Source organism: Pseudomonas sp. PS01270, assembly GCF_029959775.1.
GTDB lineage: Bacteria > Pseudomonadota > Gammaproteobacteria > Pseudomonadales > Pseudomonadaceae > Aquipseudomonas > Aquipseudomonas atacamensis.
In genome coordinates this window covers 1-477 of sequence record NZ_JASCPT010000283.1, presented here as the reverse complement: position 1 = coordinate 477, position 477 = coordinate 1, and the positions used below count along the sequence as shown (strand labels likewise).

The following is a 477-nucleotide window of genomic DNA, read 5'->3' as shown; positions in this document are numbered from 1 at the left end:
ACGTGCTGGCCGGGTGCAACCGTGAACATTGAGTACAGCGACGAACCCGGCATTGTGCACCAGGGTGTCGTCATTGGTGACATGTGGCAGTTCAGGCGCGACAAGGATTTTGCCCCGGATATTTCCCATACCGTCACGGTAACCCAGCTCGCCGCGCAGCAAACTTCGGAGCCGGCGTCCAGAACCTTTATTGTCAGGAGGCCGATGGTCACGCCAGTGATTACTCAGCCGCCGGACGGCTCGGAAGTCGGCCGTGTCGTAACGGTCGAGGGCACGATGGGAATGGTGGGTGCTACCTTGCAACTGCGTGACAAACGGTTTGGCCGTCCGTTGGGAGAGCCGAAAGTATTGAGCCAGGACGGCGACTGGTCGATTGACCTGACCCTTCTGGAATTCAGGCTCTACACCTTCGACGCACAGCAGACACTGGACGGTCGACCGTCGCTGTACAGTGACGAGCATGAATTGACGGTGGTG

The 477-nt window shown here is 58.9% G+C and carries 1 pseudogene; it reads left to right on the top strand.

Annotated elements, in window-relative coordinates:
- Positions 1-21: 21 nt before the first annotated feature.
- A pseudogene (locus QMX86_RS28175) lies at positions 22-477 on the top strand (hypothetical protein); the annotation flags it as partial.